This window comes from Marinomonas fungiae, from assembly GCF_001418205.1.
GTDB lineage: Bacteria > Pseudomonadota > Gammaproteobacteria > Pseudomonadales > Marinomonadaceae > Marinomonas > Marinomonas fungiae.
The window spans coordinates 131,149-146,738 of the sequence record NZ_LIQF01000004.1; the positions used below are offsets into that span (position 1 = coordinate 131,149).

13 protein-coding genes are annotated in these 15,590 nt (G+C 47.3%); 4 read left to right on the forward strand and 9 right to left on the reverse strand.

Features of this window, described 5'->3' with window-relative positions; translation table 11 throughout:
• Nucleotides 1-9 precede the first annotated feature (9 nt).
• Nucleotides 10-516 carry a peptide deformylase gene (gene def / locus ASC49_RS07620; RefSeq protein WP_055462648.1) on the reverse strand — a complete coding sequence of 169 codons (507 nt, stop codon included), beginning with the start codon at nucleotides 514-516 and terminating at the stop codon, nucleotides 10-12.
• Between the two features lie 218 nt (nucleotides 517-734).
• Between def and dprA the strand changes: the two genes are divergently transcribed.
• Nucleotides 735-1,934, forward strand: coding sequence for a DNA-processing protein DprA (dprA, locus tag ASC49_RS07625; RefSeq protein ID WP_055462649.1), 1,200 nt, complete (start codon nucleotides 735-737; stop codon nucleotides 1,932-1,934).
• A gap of 26 nt (nucleotides 1,935-1,960) precedes the next feature.
• Here the strand turns inward: dprA and ASC49_RS07630 are convergent, their stop codons facing one another.
• Nucleotides 1,961-2,377, reverse strand: coding sequence for an RNA-binding S4 domain-containing protein (locus ASC49_RS07630; protein WP_055462650.1), 417 nt, complete (start codon nucleotides 2,375-2,377; stop codon nucleotides 1,961-1,963).
• A 43-nt stretch (nucleotides 2,378-2,420) separates the two neighbouring features.
• On the opposite strand from ASC49_RS07630, the gene cysQ reads away from it, so the two are divergent.
• On the forward strand, nucleotides 2,421-3,278 hold the full coding sequence (gene cysQ, locus ASC49_RS07635; protein WP_055462651.1) for a 3'(2'),5'-bisphosphate nucleotidase CysQ: 858 nt from the start codon (nucleotides 2,421-2,423) through the stop codon (nucleotides 3,276-3,278).
• 12 nt (nucleotides 3,279-3,290) lie between these two features.
• On the opposite strand, the gene ASC49_RS07640 is transcribed toward cysQ, so the two are convergent.
• Nucleotides 3,291-3,869 (reverse strand): TetR/AcrR family transcriptional regulator, encoded by a 579-nt coding sequence (locus ASC49_RS07640; RefSeq protein ID WP_055462652.1) that lies wholly within the window; start codon nucleotides 3,867-3,869, stop codon nucleotides 3,291-3,293.
• A 92-nt stretch (nucleotides 3,870-3,961) separates the two neighbouring features.
• On the opposite strand from ASC49_RS07640, the gene fabF reads away from it, so the two are divergent.
• Nucleotides 3,962-5,236, forward strand: a complete 1,275-nt coding sequence (fabF, locus tag ASC49_RS07645) for a beta-ketoacyl-ACP synthase II (RefSeq protein WP_055462653.1) — start codon at nucleotides 3,962-3,964, stop codon at nucleotides 5,234-5,236.
• Between the two features lie 72 nt (nucleotides 5,237-5,308).
• Here the strand turns inward: fabF and ASC49_RS07650 are convergent, their stop codons facing one another.
• The 4 genes from ASC49_RS07650 to ASC49_RS07665 all read right to left on the reverse strand — a co-directional run bounded on the left by ASC49_RS07650 (nucleotide 5,309) and on the right by ASC49_RS07665 (nucleotide 10,576).
• Nucleotides 5,309-6,628 (reverse strand): TRAP transporter large permease, encoded by a 1,320-nt coding sequence (locus tag ASC49_RS07650; protein ID WP_211262030.1) that lies wholly within the window; start codon nucleotides 6,626-6,628, stop codon nucleotides 5,309-5,311.
• Nucleotides 6,628-7,179 carry a TRAP transporter small permease subunit gene (locus ASC49_RS07655; protein WP_055462654.1) on the reverse strand — a complete coding sequence of 184 codons (552 nt, stop codon included), beginning with the start codon at nucleotides 7,177-7,179 and terminating at the stop codon, nucleotides 6,628-6,630. Before ASC49_RS07655 ends, ASC49_RS07650 begins: the two co-directional genes overlap by 1 nt.
• A gap of 68 nt (nucleotides 7,180-7,247) precedes the next feature.
• Nucleotides 7,248-8,273 (reverse strand): TRAP transporter substrate-binding protein, encoded by a 1,026-nt coding sequence (locus ASC49_RS07660; protein ID WP_055462655.1) that lies wholly within the window; start codon nucleotides 8,271-8,273, stop codon nucleotides 7,248-7,250.
• 419 nt (nucleotides 8,274-8,692) lie between these two features.
• Complete coding sequence (locus tag ASC49_RS07665) at nucleotides 8,693-10,576, reverse strand: methyl-accepting chemotaxis protein (RefSeq protein ID WP_055462656.1); 1,884 nt, start codon at nucleotides 10,574-10,576, stop codon at nucleotides 8,693-8,695.
• A 384-nt stretch (nucleotides 10,577-10,960) separates the two neighbouring features.
• Here ASC49_RS07665 and ASC49_RS07670 point away from each other — a divergent pair, with 384 nt between their 5' ends.
• Nucleotides 10,961-11,905 carry a LysR family transcriptional regulator gene (locus tag ASC49_RS07670; protein ID WP_055462657.1) on the forward strand — a complete coding sequence of 315 codons (945 nt, stop codon included), beginning with the start codon at nucleotides 10,961-10,963 and terminating at the stop codon, nucleotides 11,903-11,905.
• Between the two features lie 646 nt (nucleotides 11,906-12,551).
• On the opposite strand, the gene gabT is transcribed toward ASC49_RS07670, so the two are convergent.
• Together gabT and ASC49_RS07685 are read right to left on the reverse strand one after the other, a co-directional pair.
• Nucleotides 12,552-13,829 carry a 4-aminobutyrate--2-oxoglutarate transaminase gene (gene gabT, locus ASC49_RS07680; protein WP_055462659.1) on the reverse strand — a complete coding sequence of 426 codons (1,278 nt, stop codon included), beginning with the start codon at nucleotides 13,827-13,829 and terminating at the stop codon, nucleotides 12,552-12,554.
• A 78-nt stretch (nucleotides 13,830-13,907) separates the two neighbouring features.
• Nucleotides 13,908-15,374, reverse strand: a complete 1,467-nt coding sequence (locus ASC49_RS07685) for an NAD-dependent succinate-semialdehyde dehydrogenase (RefSeq protein WP_055462660.1) — start codon at nucleotides 15,372-15,374, stop codon at nucleotides 13,908-13,910.
• Between the last annotated feature and the right edge of the window lie 216 nt (nucleotides 15,375-15,590).

Genomic DNA, 15,590 nt, shown 5'->3' on the forward strand with positions numbered 1-15,590 from the left:
AAGTGAGAGTTAGGCGCGTTTCTTTTGCGCTTTCTGCAACTTGGTTTTAATGCGGTTGCGTTTTAATGGGGACAGGTAATCCACCATTAATTTGCCATCCAAATGGTCGATCTCGTGCTGGACACATACCGCCATCAGCTCGTCGGTATCCATTTCAAATGGTTTGCCGTGACGGTCCAATGCTTTAACACGTACCTTCGCTGCGCGGTAGATATGCTCGTAGAAACCAGGGACGGACAAACAACCTTCTTGGAATTCATTTGGCTCTTCATCTAATACATCAAACTCAGGGTTGATGAAGACGATTGGCTCATTGCGTTCTTCGGAAAAATCCATCACTACTAGACGGTAGTGGAAATCTACCTGAGTGGCAGCGAGGCCCACGCCATTTTCTTCGTACATGGTTTCAATCATATCGTCGATCTGTGTCTGCAGCGCATCATTGAACTCGGTAATCGGTTCTGCCACTGTGCGCAAACGCGGATCGGGATATTCTAGAATAGGTAATACAGCCATATGCTTTCATGTCTCTCTTAATCAATGCCTAGCTGATAAATCTGGGTCAGCCAGCTGAATTTCAATGCTCTTATTGTAACCTATTAATGTGCAAATGAGTGTACGAGACTGGCTAAATTTTATGCAATATGCTTAAATACAGCGCAATTTTTCGGTGCTCCCGCACCCTGTTTTTACTTTTCCTGCTTTAATTTCCAATGCTCGCAAAGGATTGCCGCATGAACGCTCTTCACAATGGATTTTCGCAACGAGACTGGCTAGCGCTGAGTTTTATGCCTGGTATTGGTCCAAGCCGCTTAGCGAGTCTTTGGACGTATCTTTCTGCTTGGTCCGAAAATCAAGAAGGCGCGGATCTATTTGATCCCATTCCCAATACCGTTTCTGGCGCTCAAAGTGTCGATTATCAAGTGTTGCGTGCTCTAGGTTGGTCAGAGCGTACCGCACGGGCTGCTCTGTTATATCTACAACACGGCAAGCTGCCCTACGATGTGGAAGATAATTTTATTCTGACAGCGCGTTGGTTAGAAGAGCCTGATCAGCATGTCGTTTTTCGCGACGATCCTAATTATCCTACTTTGCTGCAAAATATCGCGGTGCCACCGACCTGCCTATTTGTCAAAGGTAGCAAGCAGGCTTGGGCCAATCCTTGCTTAGGGGTTGTGGGAGCACGCAATGCATCAGGCTACGGAAAGAAAATTGCTGAAAGCTTTTCGCAGCAGTTAGCCGAAGCGGGTTACAGTATTTGCAGTGGTGGAGCGAAAGGCATTGATAGCTTTGCTCATCAAGGGGCTTTGAACGCTCAGAAAGCAACCGTCGCAGTGATGGGCACAGGTCTACTCAACCTGTATCCAAAACAAAATATCGCGCTGTTTGAGCGCATTACTGCCACCGAAGGTGCACTGATCAGTGAGTACCCACTGACGACCGCTCCTCGACCACAGCTGTTCCCGCCCCGCAATCGCATCATCAGTGGTATGAGTCATGGCGTGTTAGTCGTAGAAGCGTCTGAAAAAAGTGGCTCGTTAATCAGTGCTCGTTATGCGTTGGAAGAAAATCGTGAAGTGTTTGCCATCCCTGGTCGTATCGGTGATCCACAAGCCAATGGCAGCAATCAATTGATTCGCCAAGGTGCGAACTTAGTGTTAGGCATTGACGATATTATGGCGGAACTGCCCAGAAGCTTGCGTCAGCCTGCGCTAGAGAATACGATTACAGATAAGGGTGAATTGCCATCCAATTTATCGAATTCCGCTTCTGATGTGCTAGAGATGCTTAGTACGGAGCGTGTGGCGTTTGATTTTGATGCGTTGATTAGAAAAACAGGATTGGGGGCCTCGGCGCTATCGCAAACGCTGATGGAGCTTGAGTTGAGCGGAATGGTAGTGAATGCTCAGGGGCAATATCAATATGCCCCCTAAGCGATGCAGATAGCGAGATAAGTGGATTAGAAAGAGCTGAAGATGTCACGTTTCAATTGTTTAATATCGCGGCGTTCTTTCTTATTTGGCTTATGATCAGCCATGATACGACCGCCAAATGATTTGTGCTCTACTGCACGACGCTCACGTTTTTCGATCGATTCTTTGGTTTCTGCATAAAGCAGTTGCGCCTCGGGTGCACCACGACGCTGTTCACTCAGTCCTTTGACTTCAACCGTCACTTCCTCCCAGCCTTTACGGATGGTAATTAAGGCCCCCATTTCAACATTTCGCGCGGCTTTACCCTTGGCATTGTTGTACATCACCTTGCCGCCGTCGATGGCTTCCTTACAAAGTGTACGGGTTTTGAAAAAACGCGCGGCCCAAAGCCATTTATCTAATCTTACTGCTTGTGATTCTGACTGTTTTTCTGCTTTACTCATAAGTTAGACACACGATAGATGAAACGAAAGAATTAGTACCATTATGATGGATGTAAGTCGTCACCCTACTTTTCAGGCACTACAGCAAATAATACACGATGCCGCAGATGCAATCATGGAGATTTATCAGAAAGCTGACCTTGGGGTTGAGCATAAATCTGATGACAGTCCTGTGACGGCAGCTGATATTGCGGCCAACGGGATTATTATGGCTGGCCTTCGAGCACTCACGCCAGAGATTCCAATCCTTTCGGAAGAAGCGGTCGTGCCGTTTGAAGAGCGTAAAACTTGGACGCAGCTGTGGGTGGTGGATCCGTTGGATGGTACCAAGGAATTTATCAAGCGTAACGGCGAGTTCAGTATCAATATCGCGTTGGTGCAGGATGGCAAGCCAATACTTGGTATTGTCTATTTGCCGACAACACAAGAAGGTTATTTCGGGGTCACAGCAAGCTGGAATGGCCTTGAACCCTGTGCGGTGAAATGGCATCACGGTGAATTTGAGCCCATTTCGCTGCGAGAGCCACGTGAACCTATTGTCGCCATGACCAGCCGAAGCCATGGCCCTGCTCTGCCAGTAGATCTTAAAGAGACGCTTAAAGAGACCTATGAGCAAGTACGCGAGTTACCAAAAGGCAGCTCAATCAAAGGTTGTCGTATTGCTGAAGGCATTGCCGATTTGCACCTGCGTCGTGGCCCCACTAGCGAATGGGACACGGCCGCACAGCAAGCCATTATTGAGGCCGCTGGTGGTCAACTTGTGGCACCAAGCGGCAAACCTTTCCGTTATAACCAACGTTCAACTCTACTCAATGGTCACTTTATTGTGGCTGGTCCTGAAATCACACCGGTGATATTAGACTGGTACCAACAAAACGATCAGGATAACAAAGACAATTAGCTTAGCCTGTTATCATTGCCCTTGCTTCAGGCGCGTTAATATACGTGCCTGAGCTCTTTGAATGAACTCTTCGCGCTGCGGCTCTGTAATTGAGCGTGCAATAGATACGGTTCCAACCAAGGACACGACGGTTTCTTCTGCCAAGTTTTGTGGTGAGTTGAGTCCCCGCTTAGCCAAAATAGTCGACAAGCGATTGACCAAGTTATCAAAACACTCTTGGTAGGTTTGTCGCACGGTTTCATCTTGATGGGCTGCATCCGTTACTAAAAACTCTAGCGGTGAAGGCTTATTGGAGTTCGGTCTACTCCAGCTCAGATAACGTGTGATCAATGCTTTTAAATGCCTATCTTTCAGCTCGGTACGTTTCTCCGAGCGCGCCCAAAAGCCTTTCGCGGTAGCGAACTGTAGTGCGGCTTCATAAAGCGAGCTTTTGCCTGAAAAATGCGCATAGAACGCCCCGTGAGTCATATTGGCCTGTTTCATAATTTGGCTCAATGTGACGCGGTCAAATCCCTTTGAACAAAACAAGGTCGCTGCGGCCTGCAAAATACGCTGCCGCGTTTGTTCTTTATGCTTTGGCGAATAAGACATATAGCTTCCAGTTAAATATTATCTTGATCATAAATAGATCAACTCTAGCATAAGAGCTTTCTTGAGTACGCAAACAAATGTGGAGAAACTCGATGTTAGCAAACCAACGTTATGTCATCACAGGAATGGGGATTGTTTCACCGCTGGGAATCGGTGTGGACGCCGTCTGGAAGCGACTCATCCAAGGTGAATCTGGCATTCGCCTTCTGCCAACAGATTTGTCTGAGGGACTAAATACACACATTGCGGGGCAGGTGCCAAGTCATACCGAGCTCGACAACGGACTGAACGAAGATGATTATCTGTCTCCAAAAGATCGTAAACGTGTCGATCTGTTTACCTTATTTGCCATTGCTGCCGCCGAGGAAGCCTTAGCACAAGCGAACTGGAAACCTGATACAGAAACAGACCGACAAGCCACGGCCACCATTATTGGTACTGGCATCGGTGGTTTACCAACCATTACCAACGCTGAGAAAGTACGTATAGCTCAGGGTGCGAGACGACTCTCACCATTTACCGTGCCGGCTTTTTTGGCGAATCTAGCCGCTGGTAATGTGTCAATTCGCTTTGGTTTTAAAGGGCCACTTGGCACACCTGTTACCGCGTGTGCGGCGGGCGTTCAAGCCATTGGTGATGCCCTACGTTTGCTAAAAACGGGTGAAGCAAAGGTGGCATTAGCGGGTGGTACGGAAGCTTGTATTGATCCTTTATCATTAGCAGGCTTTGGTGCCCTGAAAGCACTTTCTACCCGTAATGATACGCCAGAGAAAGCGTCACGACCTTTTGACCAAGATCGGGAAGGTTTTGTCATGGGAGAAGGAGCTGGTCTAGTTGTATTAGAAACTCTGGAGCATGCCCTAGAGCGTGGCGCAACACCGTTAGCGGAGATTGTCGGATACGGCACCAGCAGCGATGCGTATCATTTAACCGCAGGTCCTGAGAGTGGCGAAGGCGCAGCGAGAGCGGTGCAGCAAGCGATTTCCATGGCAGGGATTCAAGCGTCTGACATTGGCTATGTGAATGCTCATGCCACCTCCACACCCGTTGGTGATCGTGGTGAAATTAATGCCCTACGTAGTGTATTTGGCGAGGCTGTCACAGAGGTGGCTATTTCCTCGACTAAATCGGCAACAGGGCATTTATTAGGCGCCGCAGGTGGCGTGGAAACGATTTTCAGTGTTCAGGCTCTGCGTACCGACACCCTACCCGCTACGCTCAACCTAGATCAACCTGAGGACAGCATGGCAGATCTCGATCTCATTCCGAAAACATCCCGCCAGCAAGCCGTCGACTACGTGCTTTGTAACGGTTTTGGCTTTGGCGGCGTTAATGCAGCCTTGCTATTAAAACGTTACCGTAGTTAACGCAATAAACAAAAAAACCGCTTAGATTTCTCTAAGCGGTTTTTTGTAACGATTGATGCGATTTAACGTTCGCTATCCCATCATCTTATTCGGCAACCAAGTCACCAATTCTGGGTTGAACATCACGATGATCAATACCAATAGCTTGATCAATACGAACGGTGTCACCGAACGGTAGATGTCCAACATGGTGATACCTGGCGGCGCAATGCCTTTTAGGTAGAACAAGGCGAAACCATAAGGCGGTGTTTGTACCGCGATTTCGATGTTCAGAATCATTAAGATACCAAACCAAATTGGGTCAAAACCTAGTGATACGGCGATCGGTGTGAAGATCGGTGCACACATCAAAACGATGATGAACTCGTCGATGATAAAGCCCAGTAACAGCATGATCACTTGGAACAAAATGATCACCATCATCGGTGGTAAACCAAGGTCCTGAGTGAAGCCCGCTACCATGTTCTGTACACCCATCAATAGATGGAAGTTACTGAATACGGTGGCACCAAAGATGATCCACATGGCCACACTGACCAGTACCGCAGCGCGCAGGCCGGCGCTTTGTACCATTTTTGGCTTAAAGCGCTTAAAGAAAATCGCTAGGATGATAGCACCCACTACACCGATGGCACCGGATTCGGTTGGCGTTGCGATACCCATGATGATACTGCCCAATACAGCAACGATCAGTAGTAATGACAAACCACCATCGCGGGCAGTGAGTAGCTTCTGTTTCGTGGTTAGCGGCACATCTGGCACTTCATCAAGCGGTGCTTTCTTTGGGTTTAGCTTACAAGAAATCACTACGTAGGCGATCAGTAGAACGATGGTAATCGCTGCTGGCACTAAAGCACCGATAAACATACGACCCACAGAGTTCTGCGTTGAAGATGCGAACATGATCATCGGGATACTGGGCGGAATCAGGATGCCCAGACCACCACCTGCCATGATGACACCTAGCGCTAGGCGTTTGTCGTAGCCACGCTCTAGCATTGGGCGCAGTGCGATACTGCCCGAGGTCATGATACCGGCACCAATGATACCGACCATGGCCCCGATCATTGAACAAACGATGATAACGCTGATGGCTAGAGAGCCACGAACTTTACCGATCACCATTTGGCTGGCACTGAACATGGCATCACCAATGCCTGAGCGCGTTAGCAGCTGTCCCATGTAGATGTACAGCGGAATGGCGAGCAGGATAAAACTGAAGTAAGTGCCTTCTAGGGTGGTTGGGATCACGTTAAACAGTGCGTCACCCCAAGTAATATAACCTACCGCCATGGCAATACCGCCAAGCGCTAAGCCAACCTGCGCACCCAGCGCAAAACTCACTAAAATACAAACTAACAGGACGCCTGTTAATACTTCAATACTCATCATTATGCGTCGTCCTCGTCTTCGAAATTGTATTCTGGTAGTAAACGTTTACCAGTAAACAGATGCACCGCATCGTCTAACCAATCGCTGGAAAGCTGTGCGATCAGCAACGCGCTAGCAATGGAAATCATGACCCAAAAGTGGTGCATATGAGGTGCCCACTCACTTTGACGACGGTAATTGAATTCAAGAGCCTCTTCGAATTTACCTATGCTCATTTTACAGACGATCACTAGGAAGAAGATGCCCAGCGCAAATGAAAATAGGTTAAATAAGCTACGGATTCTTGGGGAAACCTTGTTGTAGAGAATGTCTACGTTGATGTGGCCACGGCGTTGTTGCGCGTAAGCACCACCCAACGCGGCAATGTAGCCAAACATAAACAAAGATAAGTCATAAGCCCAAATGGTCGGCTTATTTAGGAAGTAGCGAGAAAATACTTCGAAAGCTACGACAAACGCCAAGGCAGGCATGACATAAGAAACAGATTTACCGACGAATTCCACCACATGGTGAACCGCACGGCAATAAAGCCTCATCGCAGTCAATAACATGGAAATGTACCTCGAGGTTAAACAAAAAAGGCGAGCGCGTAGGCGCTCGCCTCTATAGGGAGAGTCGATTACTTCTGCTCAGCGCGAAGTACATCGATTAGACGTTTGCTGTACTCGTCAGAGGCAGCGTATTCGTCCCAAAGACCTGCACCGGCTGCTGCCCATGCTTTTTTGTCGGCTTCGCTTGGCTCTGGAGACCATTGCAAGCCTTTTGCTTCCATCTCAGCAACCGCTTCCGATTCCCATTGCTTAGACTTCGTTAGCTGCTCTTCTGCGTGTGTTTTAGTCGCAGCGCGAACTTCTTCTTTCTGTTCGTCAGTTAGCTTGTTCCAAGCGTTGCGGTTAACAACGATTGGCAGTACTTGCGCGCCTGCTAGTGGTAGGCGGTACATGTACTTCGCTACTTCAACGTGGTTACCGTCACGGTGGTCGATCATGTTAGAACCGATAGAGCCGTCGATAACACCAGTAGAAAGAGAGGTGTAGATTTCTGACCACGCTAGGGATACAGGAGACGCGCCTAGGTTACGTAGGAACTTACCGTATGCGCCTGGCGCACGGATTTTCAAGCCTTTGAAATCTTCAACAGAGTTGATTGGCTCTTTGGTGATGATGTAAACCGGTGGTTGGATGTATGGGTCAAGCCATACTAGACCTTGTGAACCGTACGCTTCAGTCAGGATTTTGTCCCAGCCTTTGTCGTAGAACAATTCGTGAAGTTCATCAGTGTCTGCCGTACCACCAGGAAGACCGATCTCAACCACACCCGCTGGAAGCTCACCAGCGTGCATAGATTGGAATGGTGCGCCCATCGTCACTAGACCTGACTTAACTGCGCCTAGGATACCTGTTGTACCCACACCTTCACCCGAGTAAAGCACTTGTACTTTAACCGCGCCATCAGTATTGGTCTCGATGTTCTTCGCTAGGTTTTCGTAAATTTCACCGAATGCTGTGCCACGACCGTAAAGGTTGGCAAAACGCCAGTTTTGGTCAGCAGCGTGAGCTGATGTTGCTACCGCGCCAGTACCAATAGCGACAGCAAGAGAACTCGCGACTAAATGTTTTTTTACTTTTTGTAATGTTTTTAACATGAGTAACCTCTTGAATGAGAGTTGCTAATTTAGCCACGTCCTCCCCGACGATGGCGGCTTGGCAATGGATACTTCCAAAAAGCTTGCACAAATTAAACCGTACAAAATCCACCTAAAGTTTTGTCGCGATCAAACAAATCCAATCTTTTTAAAAGCCGTTATAAATCAGAAGTATAGTGCATTAATCTGATTTTTTATGCCCTATTTTGGTACCAAAATGACACTTTGATGATTCTCCTATAAACATCTAGTAATTTGATTATTAAAGCATTTTCTAGCAAGAGTTAGGAATTGGTTTGACTAAAAAATGTTCAGATATAAAAGAGGGGAATATTGCACCGTAATGGTGCAGAACTTAAAAAAATAGGGGAAGCAGTGCTTCCCCTATTTATGGGTGATTCATTCGAAAAAATGAATGTCTAGTTAATTTCAAATTGTGCAATTTGTCGAGTCAGGCTAGAAACATTGTCATGAATTTCTTGCCCTGAAGACTTAATGTTATGGGTGGCGTTGTAATTGTGTTCAATGCTTTGAGCAATGTCATCCATGTCCTTAGCCATCGTTTGAGTGGTGAGTACCACCTCTTGAATGGCAGACGAAATAGCCTGTGTATGCTGAGCGGCATCTAAGGTCAAATGCTCCACTTGGCGAATGGTTTGCACTGCACTTTCGCCCTTCTGCTTACCTTCTTCAACCTGCTTTAAGCTGGTTGCCATGGCCGCAATGACGTGCTGCGTCTCCGTTTGAATGCCTTCTATCTTGCTCGTGATGCTGCTGGTCGCTTGCACTGTTTGTTCTGCTAGTGTGCGCACTTCATCGGCGACCACTGCAAAACCACGACCCGCTTCGCCTGCACGAGCGGCCTCAATGGCGGCGTTCAATGCCAACAAATTAGTTTGCTCAGCGACACCAACGATCAAGTCGATCACGGAGTCGATCTCTTTCGAGCGCTCACCTAATTTGGCCACCATGCTATGAGTATGCTCAATGGAGCCGGCTACCGATTGAATCGAATCGATGGCGTCGCCAATGACTTTGGCGCCAGTCTGTGCGGATTGATGAGCGTTGTTAGCGGCCTCATTTACTTGCTGTGTCATGTTGCCAACATCGGCTGCCGTGTGTGAAATTTCTTCCGTTGCGGTTGCCAAAGTATTACTACGATCACGAATCTGCTCACTGCTCGACACGATTGTAAAGGCATCATCGCTCAAGCGATTAGCGGTGCTCACCAAGATTTCATTACTGGCACGCAGCTGACCAACCAGCTGGCTCAAACTGTCGGTCATGACATTTGATGTGATTAGAATTTGATCCATCTCATCGTTGCGATTTAGGCCATTCTCACTGTGACGTAACAGTTTGCCCGCCGCGACTTCTTGTAAACGCTTCAGGATGGTCTGAATCTTCTGACTGAGATTATGAATCATGGTGGCGATGATTGCGCCGATCAATAACGTTAGGACGATGCCACCGATAATCAGATTTAGACGAGCGTTGCTCGCAGTCGTCTGGGCTTCCTGCTGGGCTTGTTCTAATAGTGGGGTTCTCAGATAAGACGTGGTTTCACTCAGTATCTGCGAATTCTGCTCACGCACTTTAACTAATTGGTTGCTCAGTTGTTGCAGTGATAACGCGTATTCGGCGACAGGCGTTGCTGCACTACGGTATTGTTCTAATAGCGGCCCGAAGACATCGCCAAAGCCAATTTCGTTAACCTGCTCTACGAGAGCATCCAAGGCGGCAAACCAAGCCACTTGGCTATCTTCGCTGGTGTAGGCTAAGAAGTCTTTTTCGCGAGTACGCACTTCTTTAAAGCTCGATGCGAAGCGAGCGAGTAGCTTTAGCTTTTCTTCTGCAGTAGCGGCTTCTTGGTTCAGTGTTAATAAGGCACCCGTTTGGTTATTAGTGCCCAACTGTTGCGTCAAATCCAATGATTGCTTCATGCCGTCCAAGTAGGCTGGCAAGCTTTCTTGCATGGCTCGTACATTCTGTTTGGACGTGTTATCTAGGAATGGGTTAGCCAGTATCTGCTGCAATGCATCTTCTTGATTAAGCACATCAAGCTCTTGGTATAAGTTGGCCATACCTGACTGTTCAGGATCATCCGCGTGTCGCTCAAACTTAAGTAAGGTGATTTCTAAGTTGCTTAATTCAGCATAAGCATCGGCAATACTGTTGGCTTTTAAGCCAGCTTGCTGCATTTGTTGGAAGTTCATCACAGCGTATAAACCAAAGCCTGCGAAACCCATACAAACCAATACTAAGATAGCGATCAGTTTTTGACGTACAGAAAGTTTTAACAATACAAACACTCCTAATCAGAGATTAACATTGAGGGCAAAACTATATCAGCTTTATGTAAAGAATATTTAAAAAAAAGCCCGAGTCAGACTCGGGCCAAGAAGAAAGTACGAAGATTCTCAATTAAGAAGCATGAAAGGGTCTTCTTAACAAACTGAAATGGATCAATCAGGGTGATGCCATTCATGCATTTCAGAGTTCAAACAATAGATAAAGCGGGTCATTAATGAAACGCCAGTGTCTAAACCTAAAGTTAGGCATTGACCAAACTAAGTCCTTTGACGCAATAATGAAGAGCTAAATGTATACCGCGCTAGTCATGGGGCTAGCTCGCGAGATCGGATATACTGGGGTTCATTGGCATAGGCTGGAAGAAAGAGGGTGTGATGAGCGCGAACAACTATTCGCTGGGCCAAGTAGGTGACTACGAGATCAAGCAGTTAAAAGTGTTTAAAACCGTAGTCGACTGTGGCGGGTTTTCAGCCGCCGAGACCATGTTGAACATTGGCCGTTCGACTATTAGTTTGCACATATCAAACTTAGAGTCGCGTCTAAACCTAACGCTTTGTAAACGTGGCCGTGGTGGTTTCTCGCTCACCCAAGAGGGTGAAATCATCTATCAAATGACCGAGAACCTGCTTGAGTCCCTAGATGCCTTCCGTATCACGGTAAACAACTTAAATGCCAGCTTAACCGGCCGCTTACGCATCGCTATGTCTGACTCGGTCAGTCTAGATCCTCGCTGCCGCTTTCCTGAACTGGTCGGTGATTTTACCGATCGTGCGCCTGAAGTGACGCTGAATATGAGTATTTCTTCAATGGCTCAAATCGAGCGCACCATTCTCAATGATGAAGCGGATGTGGGTTTTATCCCCTATCACCGCAAGCTGGATGGGCTTGAATACATCCATTTATACAGCGATGCTTGCCATATTTATGTGGCCAAAAATCACCCCTTAGCCAAGATGAATGAAACACAGCAAGAGCAAGAGGTAGATTCCTTCCCAGCATCCCATGCTGGCTTAAAGCCCCATGAAGGCGTGTCAGAGCAGATCTCTAATATGAATTTGTCTGCGATTTCCTACTTCTACGACACCCGTTTGGCGCTGATCTTATCAGGTCGTTACATTGGTTTCCTGCCGGAAAGCTACGCCAAAGACTATATTGAACGGGGTGAGATTGTCGCCGTAGCGACGAAGCTGCGTCACTACACACTAGGCATGGCGGTAATCTTCAAGAAAACTGCCCAACCGAACAAACCCCGCGAGTTATTCCTGCAAGTGCTGCGTGAGCATCTGGCGCAGGGCAAATCAGAGCCGGCGCCGTATTAGAGAGAATCTGTGCCGGGCTGACCAAAGGCAGTAGCTAACGATGAATGTATTCATTCGATGTATTTCCAAGGAAGGTGTAATCCATGCACAATACAAAATCCAGCATATCGGTAATAAAAGAGTTATTTACACGATTACTGGTATCATCTTTTTTCATATTTTTACTAATAACGACGATCACTCTAATAAGAGGGATAGCCTCAGATATTAGACACCCTCTTAGTAGTGATGACTGGTTATGGGTAATTTATTTTCTTATATTTTGGAATGGAGTTCCTGCCTTTATTGCTTCGGTAATTTCTGGGTTGACAAGGCTCACTGATTTTAAAAGCTATATGATATGCGTTTTTATTCAAATGCTAGCTTTTTACATTTATATGTACAAGGCGGCTAATATAGAGGGAAATGAGCTAGCAAGCTCTCCTTTTATACTGCTTATATATATGGCTATTCCGTTGGCTCTTATTTATTACCCGGTGTTCTTTTTTAAGAAATCATGGATTTATAAATTTTTAAAACAAGTGTTGAAGCAATAAAAAAGCCCCTATCCAAAGTCGGGTAGGGGCTAAAAGTACAAGACATTCTACCGCAGGGGCGTGTCCTGTGAACGGAAGTCTAGGTGGACTAAACCGTTAAAACTGACATCTTAAACAAGCTCTTTGAAGATACGCTTGAAGATTTCCATACCTTCGTCGATGATTTCCATTTCAATCGTCAACGCAGGTAGGAAGCGGATAACGTTGCCGCGGATACCACAAGATAGAAGCACTAGGCCGTTTTCAGCCGCTTTTGCAGATAGACCTTTCGCTAGTTCTGGGTATGGTTTCGTTACGTCACCGTCGTGTACGAATTCAACCGCGATCATAGCGCCAGCATTACGCACGTCGCCGATGATTTGTGGGTATTCTGCTTGTAGACCTTTTAGGTGCTCTACAAAGCGCGCGCCAACTTGGTTCGCACGGTCGCATAGTTTCTCTTCTTCGATCACGTCGAATACCGCAAGACCTGCCGCACAACCTACTGGAGAACCACCGTAAGTACCGCCTAGACCACCAGGGATTGGTGCGTCCATGATCTCTGCTTTACCAACAACCGCTGCGATTGGGAAACCACCTGCGATACCTTTTGCAGCGGTCATCAGATCCGCTTCGATACCTGCTTGTTCGTGGCAGAACATAGTACCTGTACGTGCGAAGCCCGCTTGGATCTCGTCTAGGATCAGTAGAATGCCGTGGTCATCACATAGCTTACGTAGTTTCTGTAGGAAGCTTGCTGACGCCATGTAGAAACCACCCTCGCCTTGTACTGGCTCGATGATGATTGCTGCAACGCGAGAAGGCTCGATATCACAAGTAAAGCGCATTTGCAGGTCAGCAAGTGCTTGCTCTTCAGTGATACCTAGGTATTCATTTGGGTATGGAATGTGGTAAATGTCGCTTGGGAACGGACCGAAACCGATTTTATAAGGGTTTACTTTACCCGTTAGACCCATGGTCATGTTGGTACGGCCGTGGAAACCACCGTTGAATGCGATGATGCCAGGACGGCCTGTGTACGCGCGAGCGATTTTCACACAGTTTTCAACCGCTTCAGCACCGGTCGTTACGAAGATAGATTTCTTCGGTGTATTACCTGGTGCAGCTGCGTTTAGTTTCTCTGCCAGAGCAACAGCTGACTCGTATGGGCTAACCATGACGCAAGTGTGAGTAAAACGCTCAAGTTGTGCTTGTACAGCGGCTTTAACTTTAGGGTGGTTGTGACCCGTGTTAACCACTGCGATACCGGCACCGAAGTCGATGTGACGGTTGCCTTCAACGTCCCAAATTTCAGCGTTTAGGGCACGATCTACGTACACAGGAGCCATGTTACCTTGGCCACGTGCAATGGCGTTTACTTTGCGTTCTTGTAAGCTAGCGTTGTTCATTTGTCTTGTTCTCTCTGAATTAGAAAGCAGACACGCTAGAGCCACACTCCAGCATGTCTTGTGTTGCGAAAAGTCGGCTTATTTAATGCCGCCCATGCATAGATATTTCACTTCCACGTACTCGTCGATACCGTACTTGGAACCTTCACGGCCACTGCCAGACTCTTTCACACCACCAAATGGCGCAACTTCGCTGGAAATAATGCCTTCATTAATGCCCACCATGCCGTATTCCAGACCTTCAGAAACACGCCAGATACGGCCGATATTTTGGGAATAGAAGTAAGATGCCAAACCAAATGGGGTATTGTTTGCCATCTCTACTGCTTCTTCTTCCGTATGGAAACGGAACAACGGCGCCACAGGACCAAAGATCTCGCTTGAGAAAATGGTCATATCAGGCGTTACACCTGTTAGGATCGTTGGTTCGAAGAATTGCTCGCCTGCTTGTGTTGCTTTTGCGCCACCGATCAATGCTTTCGCCCCTTTGCTCACCGCATCATTAACAAGCTCTTCAACCTTGTTTACGGCGGCTTTGTTGATCAAAGGACCGATGTTCACGCCTTCTGCGAAACCGTTGCCTGTTTTGAACTCTGCAACACGCTTCGCCAATTTCTCAGCGAAGGCATCGTAGACAGCGTCTTGTACAAGAATACGGTTGGCACAAACACAGGTTTGACCGGCGTTGCGGTATTTGGAAGCAATCGCGCCTTCTACCGCTGCATCAAGATCAGCGTCATCAAATACGATGAAAGGTGCGTTGCCACCTAGCTCCATGGAGGTGCGTTTTACGGTTTGCGCACATTGAGATAGCAACAATTTGCCGACTGGTGTTGAACCAGTGAAACTCAATTTACGCACGATAGGGTTGCCAGTTAGTACGCCGCCAATCGCCTTAGCGTCGGTACCCACTACCACGTTTAGGACACCCGCTGGGATGCCTGCTTGATGCGCCAACTCGGCAAGCGCAAGGGCACACAGTGGTGTTTCTTCAGATGGTTTGATAACGATCGTACAGCCCGCTGCAAGTGCAGGACCGGCTTTACGCGTAATCATGGCAATTGGGAAGTTCCAAGGGGTGATCGCTGCAACAACGCCCACACCTTGCTTGATGGTTAGGACACGCTTATCGTTGGCGAAAGATGGAATGACATCTCCGTACAAACGACGTGCTTCGTCAGCAAACCAATCGATGAAGGACGCGCCGTATAGCACTTCGCCTTTCGCTTCAGCGAATGGTTTACCTTGTTCTAGAGTCATTAGCTTGGCTAGGTCTTCTTGGTTATCAAGAATCAGCTGGTTCCACTTGCGAAGCAGCGTTGCACGCTCTTTCGCTGTTTTACCTTGCCATGCTTTTTGCGCAGCATTCGCAGCTTCCACAGCGCGCGTTGTTTCGTCAGCTGCAACATCAGCCACGTCAACAATGTGCTCACCCGTTGCCGGGTTAATCACCGCGAAGGTTTTACCAGAATCAGCCGCTACCCACTCACCGTTCACATAAGATTGGTTTTTCAGTAGGTTTGGTTGAGCTAATGTTACTTGCATAATAACTCCAGACTCATATTGAGATATTTTTGTTCGAACACTATTTGTTCGTAATGATTGGATAGTAGGAGATCAATACGCCTGAAAAAATGTGAAGCTATCAATGCTTTGTTTGATGCTTCTCAAACATTAGAAATCCCTACAGCGTGCATACAAATATAGGCCCTACCCAGCGGTATATTTAGTGCAAATGATATTTATTTGTAATTGATAATG

Excerpts from the sequence above, each read along its gene's own strand:
- cysQ (WP_055462651.1), top strand. The coding sequence starts at position 2,421 with ATGATGGATGTAAGTCGTCACCCTACTTTTCAGGCACTACAGCAAATA.
- ASC49_RS07640 (WP_055462652.1), bottom strand. The coding sequence starts at position 3,869 with ATGTCTTATTCGCCAAAGCATAAAGAACAAACGCGGCAGCGTATTTTG.
- ASC49_RS07670 (WP_055462657.1), top strand. The coding sequence starts at position 10,961 with ATGAGCGCGAACAACTATTCGCTGGGCCAAGTAGGTGACTACGAGATC.
- gabT (WP_055462659.1), bottom strand. The coding sequence starts at position 13,829 with ATGAACAACGCTAGCTTACAAGAACGCAAAGTAAACGCCATTGCACGT.
- ASC49_RS07650 (WP_211262030.1), bottom strand. The coding sequence starts at position 6,628 with ATGATGAGTATTGAAGTATTAACAGGCGTCCTGTTAGTTTGTATTTTA.
- fabF (WP_055462653.1), top strand. The coding sequence starts at position 3,962 with ATGTTAGCAAACCAACGTTATGTCATCACAGGAATGGGGATTGTTTCA.
- ASC49_RS07660 (WP_055462655.1), bottom strand. The coding sequence starts at position 8,273 with ATGTTAAAAACATTACAAAAAGTAAAAAAACATTTAGTCGCGAGTTCT.
- ASC49_RS07685 (WP_055462660.1), bottom strand. The coding sequence starts at position 15,374 with ATGCAAGTAACATTAGCTCAACCAAACCTACTGAAAAACCAATCTTAT.
- dprA (WP_055462649.1), top strand. The coding sequence starts at position 735 with ATGAACGCTCTTCACAATGGATTTTCGCAACGAGACTGGCTAGCGCTG.
- def (WP_055462648.1), bottom strand. The coding sequence starts at position 516 with ATGGCTGTATTACCTATTCTAGAATATCCCGATCCGCGTTTGCGCACA.
- ASC49_RS07630 (WP_055462650.1), bottom strand. The coding sequence starts at position 2,377 with ATGAGTAAAGCAGAAAAACAGTCAGAATCACAAGCAGTAAGATTAGAT.
- ASC49_RS07655 (WP_055462654.1), bottom strand. The coding sequence starts at position 7,179 with ATGTTATTGACTGCGATGAGGCTTTATTGCCGTGCGGTTCACCATGTG.